Raw genomic sequence first — 16,369 nt, forward strand, 5'->3', positions numbered from 1 at the left:
TGCCCACCACGCGGAACATGCCCTGATAGGCCCAATTGCTGGCGGTCTGCTTCAGAAATACCGGAATCGCTCCGCCCTGGCGCGCCAGCTGTTCGCCAGCGGCACGCTCCGGCGGGCAGGAGTTGCACAGAATGACATGGGGCGCGTCCGGATTCAGATCCGGACGCAGGCAGGCGGCCACCACCTTGCCCTTCTTGCGCGGCAAATAGGAATGCTTGTTGCCGCCGACCACGGCGTGGATCTCTTCGCGGGTATAGCTTTTGCCCATTTCAAACATGGATATCTCCAGACGATGTCCAGACTGGCCGCCGCCCCTTGCGGCAGCCTTTCACTGGACGGGCATGCAAGATATCCAAATCCACTTAAAAACCAGATAAAACCGGAGGCTCCACGCGCAAAATCGGCATCAACGGTTTTTACATCGCATTTCTCGCCGCCAGGCCAAACACTGCCAGCCCCCACAACAAGGCGTGAAGCGCGTCGGCCAGCCCGGCCTGCCAGCCCATGTTGCCGATTCTATCCGCCCGCTTGCTGGCGGTGGGCGTGCCCAGCGCCATGCATATTCCGCAACTCAGCGGCGCCCCCAGCAGCAAGGCCGCCAGCGCCGCCGCGCCAGTCAGCAGATCATGCCACATCAGCCAGGCCGCCCCCGGCAGAGCCAGCAACTGCAACGGCAGGCAACACGCCAGCATGCGCGCCCGCTGCCAACGCGAGGCAGGCTGCGGCGCCAGCGTCAACAAGTCCGCCGCCTGGTCCAGATGGTACAGCTTGCCGCACACATCCCCCGCCAAATGACAAACGGTGAAAGTCAGCAAACCAGCCAGACTGGGAACAATCAGCGCGGCATGGTTGAACAAGCCTATCGAGGCAGGCAACAGGTAGAACATTTCCAGCACGGACTGCGCCACCGCCTGCGGACTGCGCCGCAGCAATCGCCACTCCTTGAGCACCAGCGCCCGCATGCCGCCATGGAAGCGCCGGGCGCGGGACGAGATTCTCCGATACTGCAAGGTGCCCTGGCTCCCCACCGCCAGGGAGGCCGAAGCGAACGCGCCGGCCAATCCGATGCCGGCCAGAGCGAAGCCGGCCACAGCCATAGCCACCCAGGCCGCCAGCGCCAGAGGCTCGCCCTGCGGCACGCCGCCAAAGAACCACAACAGGCTCTCCGCCGCCGCCCAGGGCCCTGCCGACGCGCCATCCAACACGCCGCTCAACCATTTTTCGACTGCCGGCACACGAGCAGGCAACTGCGTGGCCAGAAACACCAGCATGCCCAGCGCCATCGCCCCCATCCTGCCGAAGCGCTGCAGGCGCGCCGCGCCCAGCCAGCGCAGCAACGTCAGCGCAATCGCCATGCCGATGCACGCGGCAAGCGAGGCGGAGGCCAAGGCCGCCGGCAGCAGGGCCAGCCACCGCCAGCGCCCCATCAGCACGGCCACGTCGAGCATCGGGATGAGGAACATCAGCCAACTGGCCGCCACCGCAACGGCGATGCCGCCCAAGCGCGCGCGCAGCGCGACGCCATCCGGCAACGGCGCCATGCGCAACAAGGCCAAATCGCCGCGGCCAGCCAGCGCGTTGATGGCGCGCAGCGACGCCTGCATGCTCATCAACAGCAGAATGGCGAACAAAGACATGGCCAGCGCCGGACGGGCAAGATGGACAGAGGGCGACAGGCTCAGCAGCATCCAGGCGACGCCGTGAGCCAGCAAAGCGAACAGGATCAACAAAGGCACTGGCAGCGCCAGCGCCCGCAGGTGCCGGCCATCGCGCTTGAGCACGCGGCAGCTGGACCATAGCTGGAAGCGGCACTCTTGCCAGACCAGCCAGGCCGTGCCGCCTGGAGCGAAGGCGAGATTCATGCGGTCGCCCCCGTCATGGACAGGAACAGCTGCTCCAGCGTGGCGCTCTCATAGCCCGCGCTGGCCCGCAGCTCGTCCAGCGTGCCTTCGGCGATCAGCCGGCCGCCGCATAGGATGCCAATGCGCTGCGCCAGCCGTTCCGCCACTTCCATGATGTGGGTGCTGAGAATCACCGTGCCGCCGTCGGCCACGTGCCGCAGCAGCAAGTCCTTCACCAGCCGCGCCGCGGCGGCGTCCAGCCCGGTCAGCGGCTCGTCCAGCACGATCAGTTCCGGCTTGTGGATCAAGGCCCCTGCCAGCGACAGCTTTTGCCGCATGCCGCGCGAGAAACCCTCCACCACCTCCTCCGCATGCGCCGCCAAACCCAGCATGCCGAGCAGTTGCTCCGCCCGGCCTCTCGCCTCATCTGCCGGCACACCCCACAGGCCGGCGACGAATTCCAGGTATTCATAGGGCTTGAGCCTGTCGTACAGCAAGGGCTCGTCCGGCAGATACGCCACGCGCCGCTTGACCTCGATCGCCTCCGTCCGCGCATCGCGCCCCAGCACGGCGATATCGCCATAATCCGGCGCCAGCAGGCCCACCGCCATGCGCAGCGTAGTGGTCTTGCCGGCGCCGTTTGCGCCCAGCAAAGTGTAAAACTCGCCGCGCCGCACGCGCAGCTCCAACCCGCCTATCACCGGCCTATCGAAGCGCTTGTGCACATTGCGCATGCACAGCGCCCAGTCGCCCGCCCCTTGATCGAATCGCTCCATCCCGCCGCTCCATCATGACTTGCCATTTGCATGACATTCTCACGTCAATGTCATTATTTGGCAACTGGATAGACTGAATGGGAACAATATCAACCCAGGCCTGCGACAATCGCCTCCAGTTCGCCCAAACTCTGCGGCCGCGCCGCGCGGGCGACCTCTACCCCATCGCGCAGCAGAATGAAACAGGGCCACAGCTTGACGCCGTACAGCCGCCCCAGCCGCCGCCCCTTGCCATCCTCCACCGCCAGGTGGCGCAAGCCGGGATGGACGGACAGAAACTGCGCCAGCAAGGGCTGCGCGCCCTGGCAGTGCGGGCACCAGTCCACGCCAAACTCAAGCAGGGTCAGCCCGGGCAGCGCCGCCACGTCCTCGGGCGAGGGATTGTCGGGCAGATATTGGCTCATGAGGCTCTCCAAATAAAAACACCCGCTCGCGGCGGGTGTCATGGTCAATACGGCTCAGACAGCCAGCTGGCCGCCCAACTTCAGCTTGCCCACCAGCCAGGTGTGGTCGTAGCTGACGATCTCGTACGGATTGCCGAAAGGATCGACGAAAGACAGCGCGCAGAAGAAGCGGTGATCATGCACCGAGTCCCGCGCGATGGTCTGGCCCTCGCGATTGACCACGCGCTCGCCGGCCAGCTGGTCTATCCATTCGACGAACTCCTGGCCGCTCACCACGAAGGCGACCGCGCCCTGAGCGTCGGACGGCGCGGCGTCGGCGTCTTCGCTGATGGCCAGGCGCACGCTGCCGCTGGCATTGGCCAGCATGGCGTTGTTGTGCTCGCCGTCGGTCTTGTAGCGGGCATCCTGGGCCAGCCCCAGCACGCGCTGGTACCATTTCAGGGCGACGGCCACGTCCTTGACGCGGATGTGGATGTGATCGATCTTGCCTAAGCTCAGCATGCCTACCTCTTGTGTGCGATGGTTCCGCGCCGGGCTAGCGGCGCGCAGGTTTTATTGCTTGTCTCGTTCCAGCAGCGGCGCCAGATAGCGGCCAGTGTGGCTGGCCGGATGGGCCGCCACTTGTTCCGGCGTGCCGCTGACGAGGATCTGGCCGCCGCCGGCGCCGCCTTCCGGCCCCAGGTCGATCAGCCAGTCCGCAGTCTTGACCACGTCCAGATTGTGCTCGATCACGACGACCGTATTGCCGCTCTCGCGCAGGCGGTGTAGCACCTGCAGCAAGAGGTCTATGTCGTGGAAGTGCAGGCCGGTGGTCGGCTCGTCCAGAATATACAGCGTTCGGCCGGTGTCTCGCTTGGAGAGTTCCAGGCCCAGCTTCACCCGCTGCGCCTCGCCGCCGGACAACGTGGTGGCGCTCTGGCCCAGCCGGATGTAACCGAGACCGACGTCCATCAAGGTTTTGAGCTTGCGCGCCACCGGCGGCACCACGGCGAAGAACTCCAGCGCCTGCTCCACCGTCATCTCCAGCACTTCCTGGATGCTCTTGCCCTTGTAATGCACTTCCAGCGTCTCGCGGTTGTAGCGCTTGCCGTGGCAGACGTCGCAAGGCACGTAGATATCCGGCAGGAAGTGCATTTCCACCTTGATCACGCCGTCGCCCTGGCAGGCCTCGCAACGGCCGCCCTTGACGTTGAAGGAGAAGCGGCCCGGTCCGTAGCCGCGCTCGCGCGCCAGCGGCACGCCGGAGAACAGCTCGCGTATCGGCGTGAACAGGCCGGTGTAGGTGGCCGGATTGGAGCGCGGCGTGCGGCCGATCGGGCTTTGATCGACATTGATCACCTTGTCCAGCTGGTCCAGGCCCTTGATCTCGCGGTACGGCGACGGCTCCTCGCTGGCGCCGTTCAAATCGCGCGCGGCGATCTTGTACAGCGTATCGTTGATCAGCGTGGACTTGCCGGAGCCGGACACGCCGGTGATGCACACCAGGCCGCCCAGCGGCAGGTTCAGTGTCACGTCCTTCAGGTTGTTGCCGGTGGCACCGATCAACTGCAGCATGCGCTCCTCGGAGAGCTCGCGGCGGCCGCCCGGCAGCGCGATCTTGCGGCGGCCGGACAGGAAGGCGCCGGTGACCGAGTTCTCGCTGGCCGCCACGTCGGCCGGCGTGCCGGCGACCAATACCTCGCCGCCGTGCTCGCCGGCGCCGGGGCCCATGTCCACCAGGTAGTCCGCCTCGCGGATGGCGTCTTCGTCGTGCTCCACCACGATCACGCTGTTGCCCAGGTCGCGCAGCCGCTTCAGCGTGCCCAGCAGGCGGTCGTTGTCGCGCTGGTGCAGGCCGATGGACGGCTCGTCCAGCACGTACATCACGCCGGTCAGGCCGGAGCCGATCTGGCTGGCCAGCCGGATGCGCTGCGCCTCGCCGCCAGACAGGGTATCGGCGGAGCGGGACAGGTTCAGGTAATCCAGGCCCACGTTGTTCAGGAAGGACACCCGCTCGCGGATTTCCTTGACGATCTTCTCCGCCACCGCCTGCTTCTGGCCGGTAAATTCCAGGCCATCGAAAAAGGCCGCGGTGTCCTTCAGCGGCAGCTGGTTGATTTCATGCAGCGTGCGCGTGCCGATGAACACATGGCGCGCCTCCAGCCGCAGCCGGGAACCGCTGCAATGCGGGCAGGCCTGGTTATTCTGATACTTGGCCAGTTCCTCGCGCACCGCCATGGAGTCGGTTTCGCGGTAGCGCCGCTCCAGATTGGGGATGATGCCCTCGAAGGGATGGGCGCGGGTGAATGTGGCGCCCTTCTCCGACATATAGCTGAATTCTATGCTGTCGCGGCCGGAGCCGTGCAGCACCACGTGCTTGACCTTCTCCGGCAGATCGTCGAAAGCCAGGTCGTTGACCGAGAAGCCGTAGTGCTCGCCCAAGGCCAGCAGCATTTGATAGTAAAACTGGTTGCGCTTGTCCCAGCCCTTGATCGCGCCGGAAGCGAGGCTCAGCTCCGGGTGCGCCACCACGCGCCGGGGATCGAAGAAGGTGATTTCGCCCAGGCCGTCGCACTTGGGACAGGCGCCCATCGGGTTGTTGAACGAGAACAGCCGCGGCTCCAGCTCCGGCAGGCTGTAGCTGCACACCGGGCAGGCGAACTTGGCGGAGAACCAGTGCTCCTGGCCGCTATCCATTTCCACGGCGATGGCGCGGCCCTCGGCGTGCCGCAGCGCGGTTTCGAAGCTCTCGGCCAGGCGCTGCTGCATGTCGGCGCGCACTTTCAGCCGGTCTATCACCACCTCGACGGTGTGCTTCTTGTTCTTGTCCAGCTTGGGCACCGCGTCCAGCTCGAACACCTCGCCGTCCACCCGCACGCGGACGAAGCCCTGGGCGCGCAGATCGTCGAACAAGTCCAGGTTCTCGCCCTTGCGGCCGACGATGACCGGCGCCAGGATCATCACCCGCGTTTCTTCCGGCAAGGCCAGCACATGGTCCACCATCTGGCTGACGGTTTGGCTGGACAGCGGCACGCCGTGCTCCGGGCAGTGCGGATCGCCCACGCGGGCGAACAGCAGTCGCAAATAGTCATGGATTTCAGTGACCGTGCCCACGGTGGAGCGCGGGTTGTGGCTGGTGGCCTTCTGCTCGATGGAGATGGCCGGGCTCAGGCCCTCTATCAGGTCCACGTCCGGCTTTTCCATCAGCTGCAGGAACTGGCGCGCGTAGGCCGACAAGCTCTCCACATAGCGGCGCTGGCCTTCCGCGTACAGCGTGTCGAAGGCGAGCGAGGACTTGCCGGAGCCGGACAGGCCGGTGATCACGATCAACTGGTTGCGCGGCAAATCCAGATTGACGTTTTTCAAATTGTGGGTGCGGGCGCCACGGATGCGGATGCTGTCCATAAGAAGCTGTAACTCACCGTAGGTCAGGGAACCTGTTAATATACCCGACTTGGCGGGACCGGCTCCACTCGTCCGTGCAGAGCCGCCGGAGAAATAGATGGCCGAGTCATCCTATCTCCCGCCGCCGCCGTTAAGTCCACATACGCAAAAATCGAAAATCCGCCGCATGAATGCAACTGAATTGCGGGCCAGCCTGGGGTTGGCCGGTATCTACGCCCTGCGCATGCTGGGCATGTTCCTGATCCTGCCCGTCTTCGCGATCTACGCCAAAACCCTGCAAGGCGCAGACAACCACACGCTGATCGGCATCGCGCTGGGCAGCTACGGCCTGACCCAGGCCATACTGCAACTGCCGCTGGGCATGCTGTCAGACCGCATCGGCCGCAAGAAAGTCATCTACGGCGGCCTGATCCTGTTCGCCATCGGCAGCTTCGTCGCCGCCGGCGCGCATGACATCGCCACCCTGACCCTGGGCCGCGTGATCCAGGGCGCCGGCGCCATCTCCGCCGCCATCACCGCGCTGCTGGCCGACCTGACGCGCGAGGAGAATCGCACCAAGGCCATGGCCATGATAGGCATGTCCATCGGCACCACTTTCGCCGCCAGCCTGGTGCTGGGACCCATCCTGGCCAAATACATAGGCGTCAACGGCATCTTCACCCTCACCGGCGTGCTGTCGCTGGCGGCGCTGCTGGGCGTGTGGCTGGTCATTCCAGACCCGGCGCAATCCCGCTTCCACTCGGACACGGAAGCCAACGCCAAGCGACTGCCGGCGGTGATGAAAGACAGCCAGCTGCTGCGCCTCAATTACGGCATTTTCGCGCTGCACGCGGCGCAGATGGCCATGTTCGTGACCATTCCGTTCGCGCTGATCAAGACCGCCCACCTGGACAAATCCCAGCATTGGGAGGTCTATCTGCCTGTCACCATCATCGGCTTCATCCTGATGGTGCCAGCCATCATCTATGGCGAGAAAAAAGCCAGGCTGAAACCGGTGTTCGTCGGCGCCATCGCGCTGATGACGGCCGCCCAACTAGGCATGGCGCTGGCGCTGGACAGCTTCTGGCTGATCGCCGTCTGGCTGACGCTGTACTTCATCGCCTTCAACATTCTGGAAGCCACCCTGCCCTCGCTGATCTCCAAGATCGCCCCGGCGGACGCCAAGGGCACGGCCATAGGCGTGTACAACACCTCGCAATCGTTCGGCCTGTTCCTGGGCGCCGCCGCCGGCGGCTGGCTGTACAGCCACTACGGCCCGGCCGGCGTGTTCGGCTTCACCACCGTGCTGATGCTGTCCTGGCTGATCTGGTCCTTGGGCATGCAGCCGCCCAAGGCCGTGCGCGCCGTGATGTTCCATATAGGCGAAAGCTGGCAGGGCGACGCCGAGGCGCTGTCGCGCGAGCTGACAGGCGTGGCCGGCGTGCACGAGGCCGCCGTGGTGCTGGCGGACCGCGTGGCTTACCTCAAGGTATCGCAACAGCAATGGGACGAGACCGAGGTGCAGCGCCTGATAGACGCCACCTTCTAAGCTCCGCGACAAACCATCAAGGGCGGCGCCAGCCATGGCTCCGCCCTTTTGCTTTTTCACCCTCCGCTCGCAACAGCTCTTCACAGCTCAGCCGCCCTGTTCATGACAGGTTCACACTGGCTTGCAATTCCGCCACAAGATCCGTCATATCCACGGATCGTCATGCAATACAATGACCTACGTCAAATCAACAGCAAGGAAAACAAGAGACGCCATGCCTGAGGCCTAGCGCCGCTCAGCGGACTGCCAGATTCAGCCATGCCGTTTCCCTCCCACAGCCTTCAGCCACGCCGGGAACAGCCTCTCGCGCCCGCCCGGCCCCTGTCATTCCCATTCCATTTCACGCCCCACAGGGGCGCAGCCCATCTGAATTTGGCAAGGAGACGCCATGAAATCGGCCATTCTGACGACACTCTCCCTCATGACCGCCGCCAGCGCGCATGCCTATGAATTGAAGAATGCATCCGAGCATCTCTACCAATATGCCGAAGTCGGCAAGCCGACCATGATATCCACGCTGAAACCGGGGCAAGACATCAAGCTGACGAGCGAGATTTATATCCAGAAAGGCAGCGGCCATAAGCAGATCGACAAATTCAACGCGCTCTACCTGCTGAGCAAATCGAAGCCCGCGGGCGCTGTCGACACCGTCAGGCACGCTTGCGCCCAAGATGGCGCCGCCCAGCTGCATGCGCCATTGGCGCAGCGTGACGACACACAGTTCGTGCTCATGGATAAGCGGATTGAAGCGAAATTTTTCGCCAACAATACGCCAGACGCCGCCTTCTCCGGCACGCTTCGCGACAATGCCGCGTCATGCGCGCGGGTTAGCAAATCTGGCTATCCGCTGCGCAACAACGGAACGAGGGCCGGATCATGAGAAAAACGCTATTGGCGGCATGGTTCCTCTTTTCCGGAGCGGCGCACGCCGGCAACAACCTTGATTTTCACAATATTGAAGAACAGCAACTGATAGAGATCTTCCAGCGCAGCGGGGAAGATCCCGCCAGCCAGAGAATCAAAACCTTCTCCAGCCTTTTCCTGGGCAACCCCTACGTCGGCAACAGGCTGATAGGATCGAACCACGCCGATGAAAAACTGGTGGTGGATTTTGGCAAGCTGGATTGCTTCACCTACCTGGATTACGTGGAGTCGCTGCGGCGCGCCTCCAGCGTTCATGAATTTATCGAAAACGTGACGCGCACTCGCTATGTCGATGGGAAAGTCAGCTATCTGTCCAGAAAGCACTTTTTCTCCGACTGGGTCAGCGCCAAGCCGCGCTATGTGAAAGACGTGACGCAGTCCATCAGCCGCCACGCCGTAACGGTAAGCAAGCGACTCAATCAAAAGGAAGACGGCAGCCCATATATTCCCGGACTGCAAGCCAAGCTCAGAAACATCAGCTACATACCTGGCGACAAAATAGACAGCAACACGCTGAGCAAACTAAAAGAGGGGGACTACATCGGGATTTACGCCCAGGCCCCTGGGCTGGATGTCACGCATACCGGCATTTTCATCCGCCAGGCAGATGGCCCCATGCTCAGAAACGCCTCATCCCTGTCCCGCAATATGAAGGTGGTGGATTCGCCCTTCCTCGACTATGTGAAAAAACGACCGGGCATCGTCGTCTATCGAGCCATGGATACCTAGCCCTCGCAAGCGCGGGGCATGACCAATGCCAAGCGCCGCACCGCGGGACTCAGCGCCGCCGCGCCGGCGTGGAAGCCAGCCCCCGGCGCGCGCCAGCCAGAGCCGCTATAAGCTTGCCAGCACCTGATCGCGCAGCGCGTCCGCGTCAGCCCATGCTCATGGCGGCGGCTTGCCCAATCCTCTTCGCCCCGGGTCAAATACCCCTCCCGCGCATACGCCAGCACAGCTGCCTGCCCGGCAGGCAAGCGCGCCGCCGCCCAATCGGCGGCGACATCCTTGGCAACGAACTCCCCGGTCAGCAAGGTGCGCCACATGCAGGCCAACGTCAGCAAGACATTGCGCTCATCCCCGCGCAACGCGCCAATCAAAGCAGGCAGCGCATCGGCAATGGCCCGGCGGATGACCGGCCTGGCAATGACGGGAACAAGCCGCTTGCGGCCGGACCAAACAACGGAACCGCACCCTGCCGCGCCTGAGCCAGCGCCAAGACCAGGTCCGGATCGCAAACCGGCCCGGATGCGCCGCCCGCCTCGCATTCCGCTCTCAGCCACTCGCCGTAAATCCACTCGCAACAGACCGGATAATGCGATGAGGCAAGGCCGGCTCTCGAAAAGACCATCACCTCCAAAGGCCGCCGCCCGCAAGCATCCTCAGGATATCGCCCGGATATTTGCAGCAAGTCTGCCGCCAGACACGCCCGCCGCTCTGGCGTCAGCGGCCGCCCGCCACCGCCGAGCCATGCAGATAGACAGCCGCCAGGGAATCCGCCAGCCGGTGCCGGATGGCCGCAAGCGCCTGTTCCGCTTCCGCGGGAATATTCATCAAGCGCACAAAAGCCTCCATGGGATGGATATTCAAAATACGACAAAGGCGGCGTCCCGCCATCGCGAAACGCCGCCTCTGCCTGCCCTGCCTAGCGCGACTTATTTTTGCAACGCCGGCTCCGCCACGAAAATCTCCACGCGGCGGTTCATCGCGCGGCCGGATGCCGTGGCATTGTCCGCCACCGGCTCGCGCGAGCCGCGGCCGTCTATGCCTATGCGGTTGATGTCCACGCCGCGCGCAGCCAGATAGCTCTGCGTCGCCTTGGCGCGGTTGACCGACAGCGGATTGTTGACCGCGTCGCTGCCGGTGCTGTCGGTATGGCCGATGATGTTGACCGAGGTCACCGGGTTCTGCTTCAAGGTGGCCGCCAGCTTGTCCAGCACCGGCTTCAGGTTGGGCTTCAGCGCGTAGCTGCCGGTATCGAAGGAAGCGTCGGCGGGGATGTTGAGCTTCAGGCGGTTGTCGGCGGTCTGGCTCACGCCGATGCCGGTGCCCTTGGTCGCCTGCTCCATCGCTTCCTTCTGCTTCTGCATGTGCTGCGACCACAGATAGCCGCCGCCCGCGCCCAGCAGGCCGCCGATCGCCGCGCCGGTGGCCGCGCTGCGGCCGCCGTGGCCGCCCGCGGTCAACGCGCCGATAGCCGCGCCCACGCCGGCGCCGATGGCAGCGCCGCCGCCCACGCCCTTCTGGGTGTCGTTCATATTGGCGCAACCGGCCAGGCTAGCCGCGACCAGCGCGGCGATCCATGCATTCTTGTTCATGCTTTCATCCTTTCAAACAGACTCAGACAGACCATCATTATCACAATAGGTTCCCATCGCGCGGGAACGCGACTCCCCATGCACCCATCCCGCCCATTGATATCAAAGCCGTCCCGATTGCCGTGTATAATAGTCGCCAATCACTGGGCCTGCGCCCGGCTGCCGATCTGGCCTTTCGATCTGCAGCCCGCCAATGCGGTGAACCGACTTGGCTACCATCGACAAGTCGATGCGACGCCAAAGTCGCCGCGCCACCGCCACGCAAGCCGCCGCCTTCGCGACGCAGCCCAAGCAGCTTGAACTTATCCGGAGAATTGAATGAACAGCATCACCTTTGACGGCCGCCTGGCTGCCGACGCCGAACTGCGCTACACCCCGAGCGGCGAGCCCGTTCTGTCGTTCCGCGTGGCCAGCGACATCGGCTTCGGCGAACGCAAAACCACCAACTGGTTCAGCTGCCAGGTATGGGGCAAGCGCGGTGAGTCGCTGAAGAACTACCTGGCCAAAGGCCAGCAAGTGACCGTGTACGGCCAGCTGACCCTGCGCGAGTGGCAGGATAAGGACGGCAACAAGCGCGTGTCCCCGGACGTGCGCGTCAACGAGCTGAGCCTGCAAGGCGGCCGCAATGAAATGGGCGCCTCGTCCGGCGGCGGCATGAGCGGCGGCATGGATGACGGCTATGGCTACAACGCCCCTGCCCCGCGCCAGGAGGCCCCGGCCGCCCCGCGCCGCCAGGAGCCCAAAGCAGCCCCGCGCATGGACGACATGGACGACGACATTCCGTTCTGACTTACACCTGAGAGTGATTTGTAAAGTATTCCCCCAAAACCCCCGCTCTGCGGGGGTTTATGCATTTAGGCTACGTAAAAAATTGTTGATCATAAAAAGCCAAGTTGTACACCATGCAAATCTGTCAAGTTTGCCTATGGGGGATATGTCACGAGCAGGAACACAACGTGCAAATAGCCTAAGTTGTGGCAAGCGAATTTCGTATGGCACGAAGGACTGCATCGGCCAATGACTGGTACCGATAAGGTCGCTCCGGCAGCCAGTCGGCCATAGCTGCCTTTCGACAGGTTGGTTGAAAACGACTGGTGTACACAGAATTCTGGACGCGCTCTAGTCTAACGCCCAGGCTAACCGACGGCCGGAAGCCGAAGGCTAGCGGGTACCAACACTGGCCATTAAAATGGAGAAGCCATGGCCAGTTTTGGCATCCGCGTTGAACCGACAGCTAGGCGCAGGATTTGTTCTACGTGCACATGGCTCATTTGCTGAGTCGGTTATTTGCCTTTCGTACTGCTCCCATAACCGGCGCTGCGCCGCTTTATTGCGCAGCGTCCAGCGACGGAAGGGAGCGAGGTTGTATGAATGTAGGGAGATCGGCCTAAGCGGTCTATCACCCCTGCGATGACAGTGATCATGACGGGTCGCCGGCCAACTCAAATCACAGCCCTTAAGATTGGGGACTTAATTAGTCATTCTGGAAAGAATTTTCTGAACGTACCACGAGCAAAACAACGGAGTGAAGGTGGCTGGCGAAAGACATTCAAACAAATACCAATCATCGAGGATCTTTGGTTGCTACTGAAGCAACAGGCCGCGGCAGTCTATCGGGAGTTCTCTGCTCGAGCCGCTTTAAGCGACGAACAGAAGACAAAGTTACCATTATTCCCGAATTACTCTGCATTCGATGATTCGGAAGATATTAACTCCCAGCTTAACGACGACAGGCTACATTTGCGAAACGAAACACTGGCGAGAACGATGGTTCATATCGCAAAGATGATATCAGTGAATAGTGAGAGAACCGGCGCCCCGATCCTGATTAACGCGTATCGCTTTCGGTACACCCTCGGGACAAATCTCGGACGTGAAGGCAAGGGAGAGTATGTCATTGCGGAGGCACTAGATCATACGGACACACAGCACACCGGCGTGTATGTCAAGAACCTCCCTGAAATCGTAGAGCGAATCGACAAGGCTGTCGCGTATCAACTTGCACCGATCGCACAAGCATTCCAAGGGATCATCATCAAAACTGAACACGATGCGCACCGCGGAAGTGACCCAAGCAGTCGGATCTCGAATGGTGCCGAGAATTTGGGGAACTGCGGAAGCTATGGCTTCTGCAGTGCATTGGCCCCTGTAGCCTGCTACACCTGCAACCACTTCCAACCGTGGCTCGACGGACCACACGAGGGCGTCCTCGACTATCTTCTGCAAGAGCGCGCTCGGATCCTTGATCTCACTGACGATCGCAAGGTCGCATTTGCAAATGATCGCTTAATACTTGCCGTCAGCGATGTAATCGTTCGCTGCAAAAAGATGAAAGAATAGATGGCGCATGGCTAAGATTTTGCTGTTCACTCCAAAACACGAACACAACTGTCGAAGAAATCTAGCAGATTTTATTGAGATGTGCCGAGATCGTTTGACGGTATTTGGCGAAAATCTTGACTGGGAGGCAGATAGTTGGCCTGGCATCGCAAATTTCACAGTGATTGGAGCCCGTGCTCGAGGCTACAAGCAAGACGAGCTCTTAGATTTCGAAATAATGTCATTTGCCAAGGCCTACCTCAGGTATCAGCAAGGACATAACCCGACAAAACTAAAAAATGAATTAAAAGCGCTTCGATGTATTGAAAAAGCCCTCCTCCAAACATGTGGCAGAGCTGATATCACGCTGGTTAACCACATCGTAATGGATGTTGCTGCGGAAGTCGCAAGGGAATACAAAGCCACTGCATATCAAGCAGGCATACAACTTGTCAAACTAGTCGAATTCCTAAATGAGGCTGGTATTATTCATCTGCGCCTGACATGGAAGAATCCATTCTCTAAGCCAAAAGAAATTGATAGAACCGATGCAGACGGGAAAAGGAAACGTGCAGAAAAGATACCCCCAGACCACTGCCTTGAGTATATGGCAGAAATGTATGCGAACGACTTGAAGGATCCTCGGGACCGTTTTACTACTTCTATCTTTGGTCTTTTAATGTGCGCTCCATCTAGAATTACTGAGGTCCAGGCATTACCGCTCAATTGCCTACATTATGAAAAAGATGGTAAAGATGTTGAGCGAGTCGGCCTTCGGTTCTGGGCAGGAAAGGGATACGGACATGATATCAAGTGGATACCTACCGTTTTTAAAGAAGTCGCCCAAGAGGCGGCTTATAGGTTATCTTCCCTCTCTGAGCCAGGGAGGAATTTGGCACTATGGTACGAGCAGCACCCAGATAAATTCTATCGACACGAAGGTTGTCCAAACGTTGGAGAAAACGAGCCAATCACTCTAAGTCAAGCTGAAGAAGCTCTAGGATTAAAACCAAACAAAGGATATTCAGCCAGGCAATTTTTCAAAAATTATTACCCATATAATGTACTCTGCACGGAAGGCAAACCGCTGACCTTAGCATTTATAAATGAATATTGCCATGCTCAACTTCCCGAAGGATGGCCGTGGCTTAGAAGAGATCTAGGCATTAAGTACTCGGAAGCGCTTTGCTGTTTCCGGATGCACGAGTTTCGCCCCGATCTGAACACAAGCCCTGTGATGCTTTGGGTACCTGACAGCAACACGTTTACAGATGACCTTAAATTAGTTTCAGGGCGCAACAAGAGAAGCATCTGGCAGCGTCATGGTTACAAAAATCCTGATGGAACGAATATTTACCTCACTTCACACCAGATCCGCCACTACTTAAATACCGCAGCCCAGCGTGGGGACCTCGGGCAGTTGGATATTGCAAAATGGTCTGGGAGAGCAAACATTCACCAGAATGCGGTCTATAACCATATGACTGATAATGAGTATGTTGCTGCAGCCCGCGAAGCAGGTATCGGCAATGAACTCGTCGCGAAAATCAGGGCAAACGCTCCAGTGACATACAACGATTTGCAAGCCATTGGCGAAGGAATAGCGCATGTTACGGAATTTGGCTTCTGTGTTCACGATTATTCGATGGTACCTTGCCAACGGCAACGCGACTGCTTGAACTGCACTGAACAGGTTTGTGTTAAGGGAGATATCGAAAAACTGAAGCGATTGAAACGGCAGCGCGATGGTATCCATTTGCAGCTTGAGAAAGCCAAAGCAGCATCAGCTGTTGGAATATATGGAGCAGACCGTTGGACTCAACATAAGCTCAAAACACTGGAACGAGTAGAAGCACTCATCCATCTGCTGGAGTCCGATCATGCTCCGAGTGGTACGATCATCTGGCTTAGCAACGACCAAGAGCACAGTGCGCTAAAACAAGCAATTCTTTCCCAGCTACCGGAGCAGTCGTTGAAACAATCAGCAACACCAGAAATTGAAGAAATCCGTTTGCTGTTGGAGTGAAATCAGAAATGGCAAAGCATTTAACTTCAAAGGATATTGTTATCCTCATCCAGCTAATTGACGCCTGGGAAGGAAAACTCACATGGGAGGCTCTGTGTGAGGAAGGGGCAAAGCTAATCGGCACCCGTCCCACAAGACAGACGCTCAATACACATAAGCAAATTAAAAATGCCTACTTGAACAGAAAGGAGCAGTTGAAATCGGGCCCCATCCCGTCCAAGCGACCAGCCAGCTTGACTATCGCAGAGCAGAGGATACGTAGACTGGAGAACACGAGCAGCAGATTGATGGCGGAGAATGAGAGGCTGCTTGTGCAGTTCGTACGGTGGCAGTACAACGCCTACAAGCACGGTATGTCGAAGGAGAAGTTGGATGCTCCACTACCTCCAATCGACCGAGACTCGTCGGAGAAGCCATAACCCATTGCACGTAATGGAAAACTGAAGTGTAAAGTTTAATGAACCCACAATACTGTTATTTTACAAATTTCTTTACACCTCGCTCACATGAGGAGCCACACGCCAGTAAAAAACCGAGAAATAACAAGGACAATTTGTGCTGTGGCCTACTTTTTCCGGCTATGTGAGGTGTTAAGTGCCCACAACAAATTGGCTTGATTCTTGCTTGCACTCACCCGGACTCTACTCACCACCGAACTCCATGAAGTGCACCGTACAACTGACCGAGACCGAGCGCCTGACTCTGCAGCAACTCGCCCTCAATCACCGGCATCGCGACATCCGCACCCGTGCCACCGGCAGGGCCATTCAATGCTATCTCATGCCAGCTTGCATAGCGCCAGTAACTGGTCTGGCGACCAACCCAGTTGTTCGCGTGCCGCTTTGATATTGT

General features: G+C 59.9%; 16 protein-coding genes. 6 read left to right on the plus strand and 10 right to left on the minus strand.

Translation table 11 applies throughout. The annotated features are described in order from the left end of the window. The 6 genes from C2I19_RS17795 to uvrA all read right to left on the minus strand — a co-directional run. Positions 1-277, minus strand: a 277-nt coding sequence (locus C2I19_RS17795) for a DUF6697 family protein (protein ID WP_103903987.1), incomplete at its 3' end; no start/stop codon positions are given. Between the two features lie 139 nt (positions 278-416). Continuing rightward, a complete protein-coding gene (locus tag C2I19_RS17800; protein WP_103903988.1) occupies positions 417-1,862 on the minus strand; it encodes a hypothetical protein in 1,446 nt (481 codons plus the stop codon). Next, positions 1,859-2,617 carry an ABC transporter ATP-binding protein gene (locus C2I19_RS17805; RefSeq protein WP_103903989.1) on the minus strand — a complete coding sequence of 253 codons (759 nt, stop codon included), beginning with the start codon at positions 2,615-2,617 and terminating at the stop codon, positions 1,859-1,861. Before C2I19_RS17805 ends, C2I19_RS17800 begins: the two co-directional genes overlap by 4 nt. An 89-nt stretch (positions 2,618-2,706) precedes the next feature. Beyond that, a complete protein-coding gene (locus C2I19_RS17810; RefSeq protein ID WP_103903990.1) occupies positions 2,707-3,021 on the minus strand; it encodes a thioredoxin family protein in 315 nt (104 codons plus the stop codon). 54 nt (positions 3,022-3,075) lie between these two features. Continuing rightward, complete coding sequence (locus C2I19_RS17815) at positions 3,076-3,522, minus strand: VOC family protein (protein WP_103903991.1); 447 nt, start codon at positions 3,520-3,522, stop codon at positions 3,076-3,078. A 51-nt stretch (positions 3,523-3,573) separates the two neighbouring features. Beyond that, positions 3,574-6,405, minus strand: coding sequence for an excinuclease ABC subunit UvrA (gene uvrA, locus C2I19_RS17820; protein ID WP_103903992.1), 2,832 nt, complete (start codon positions 6,403-6,405; stop codon positions 3,574-3,576). Positions 6,406-6,571: 166 nt separating this feature from the next. On the opposite strand from uvrA, the gene C2I19_RS17825 reads away from it, so the two are divergent. The 3 genes from C2I19_RS17825 (at position 6,572) to C2I19_RS17835 (ending at position 9,586) form a co-directional block, all read left to right on the plus strand. Next, positions 6,572-7,933 carry an MFS transporter gene (locus C2I19_RS17825; protein WP_103903993.1) on the plus strand — a complete coding sequence of 454 codons (1,362 nt, stop codon included), beginning with the start codon at positions 6,572-6,574 and terminating at the stop codon, positions 7,931-7,933. A 388-nt stretch (positions 7,934-8,321) separates the two neighbouring features. Continuing rightward, positions 8,322-8,813, plus strand: a complete 492-nt coding sequence (locus C2I19_RS17830) for a hypothetical protein (RefSeq protein ID WP_146056863.1) — start codon at positions 8,322-8,324, stop codon at positions 8,811-8,813. Next, positions 8,810-9,586 (plus strand): DUF1460 domain-containing protein, encoded by a 777-nt coding sequence (locus C2I19_RS17835; RefSeq protein WP_199181256.1) that lies wholly within the window; start codon positions 8,810-8,812, stop codon positions 9,584-9,586. The genes C2I19_RS17830 and C2I19_RS17835 overlap by 4 nt, the downstream gene beginning before the upstream one ends. Here C2I19_RS17835 and C2I19_RS22900 read toward each other — a convergent pair. The 3 genes from C2I19_RS22900 to C2I19_RS17845 form a co-directional block, all read right to left on the minus strand. Beyond that, on the minus strand, positions 9,583-10,122 hold the full coding sequence (locus tag C2I19_RS22900; protein ID WP_369406693.1) for an aminoglycoside adenylyltransferase domain-containing protein: 540 nt from the start codon (positions 10,120-10,122) through the stop codon (positions 9,583-9,585). The two genes, C2I19_RS17835 and C2I19_RS22900, sit on opposite strands and share 4 nt — an antisense overlap. 175 nt (positions 10,123-10,297) lie before the next feature. Beyond that, positions 10,298-10,471 carry a hypothetical protein gene (locus C2I19_RS22300; RefSeq protein ID WP_199181258.1) on the minus strand — a complete coding sequence of 58 codons (174 nt, stop codon included), beginning with the start codon at positions 10,469-10,471 and terminating at the stop codon, positions 10,298-10,300. A 38-nt stretch (positions 10,472-10,509) separates the two neighbouring features. Continuing rightward, positions 10,510-11,172 (minus strand): YiaD family glycine zipper/OmpA-like lipoprotein, encoded by a 663-nt coding sequence (locus tag C2I19_RS17845; protein WP_103903996.1) that lies wholly within the window; start codon positions 11,170-11,172, stop codon positions 10,510-10,512. A gap of 318 nt (positions 11,173-11,490) precedes the next feature. Here C2I19_RS17845 and C2I19_RS17850 point away from each other — a divergent pair, with 318 nt between their 5' ends. From C2I19_RS17850 to C2I19_RS17860, 3 genes are all read left to right on the plus strand, one after another. Next, on the plus strand, positions 11,491-11,961 hold the full coding sequence (locus tag C2I19_RS17850) for a single-stranded DNA-binding protein (RefSeq protein ID WP_103903997.1): 471 nt from the start codon (positions 11,491-11,493) through the stop codon (positions 11,959-11,961). Positions 11,962-12,582: 621 nt separating this feature from the next. Further along, positions 12,583-13,512 (plus strand): site-specific integrase, encoded by a 930-nt coding sequence (locus tag C2I19_RS17855; RefSeq protein WP_103903998.1) that lies wholly within the window; start codon positions 12,583-12,585, stop codon positions 13,510-13,512. 7 nt (positions 13,513-13,519) lie between these two features. Next, positions 13,520-15,517, plus strand: a complete 1,998-nt coding sequence (locus C2I19_RS17860; protein WP_103903999.1) for an integrase — start codon at positions 13,520-13,522, stop codon at positions 15,515-15,517. A gap of 645 nt (positions 15,518-16,162) precedes the next feature. Here C2I19_RS17860 and C2I19_RS22590 read toward each other — a convergent pair. After that, positions 16,163-16,369: hypothetical protein (locus C2I19_RS22590; protein WP_233201261.1), on the minus strand; the 207-nt coding region annotated here is incomplete at its 5' end.

Source organism: Chromobacterium alticapitis (genome assembly GCF_002924365.1).
GTDB classification, from domain to species: domain Bacteria; phylum Pseudomonadota; class Gammaproteobacteria; order Burkholderiales; family Chromobacteriaceae; genus Chromobacterium; species Chromobacterium alticapitis.